This is a genomic window from Pseudonocardia sp. SID8383, from assembly GCF_009864975.1.
GTDB lineage: Bacteria > Actinomycetota > Actinomycetes > Mycobacteriales > Pseudonocardiaceae > Pseudonocardia > Pseudonocardia alni.
In genome coordinates this window covers 1-369 of record NZ_WWFY01001203.1, presented here as the reverse complement: position 1 = coordinate 369, position 369 = coordinate 1, and the positions used below count along the sequence as shown (strand labels likewise).

1 protein-coding gene is annotated in these 369 nt (G+C 78.3%); it reads right to left on the bottom strand.

Features of this window, described 5'->3' with window-relative positions; genetic code table 11:
* The coding region (locus GTW08_RS29380; RefSeq protein ID WP_161152831.1) for an ROK family protein at window positions 1–369 on the bottom strand (369 nt) is incomplete at both ends.

Here is a 369-nt window from a genome sequence, read left to right as displayed (position 1 = left end):
GACCTCGACGCAGCCGGTGCCGCCGCAGCCGCAGAGCCGCCCGGCGCGCTCGATCACGACGTGCCCGATCTCCCCGGCGACGCCGCGGGCACCGGGCAGCACCCGCCCGTCGACGACGATCCCGCCGCCGATCCCCACGTCGGCGGAGACGTAGACGAAGTCGTCGGCCTGCCCCAGGTGCGCGAGCGCCCCGAGCGAGGCCTCGTTGCCGACGAGCAGCGGCACCTCACCGAGCGCACCGGCGTGCTCGGCGGGGCGGCAGCCGTCGAGCCGGGGCAGGTTCGGGGCCCTCAGCAGTACCGCCGCGCCGTCCGAGCCGCGCACCGGTCCGGGGACGGCGATCCCGGCCCCGGCGACCGTTCGGCCGGT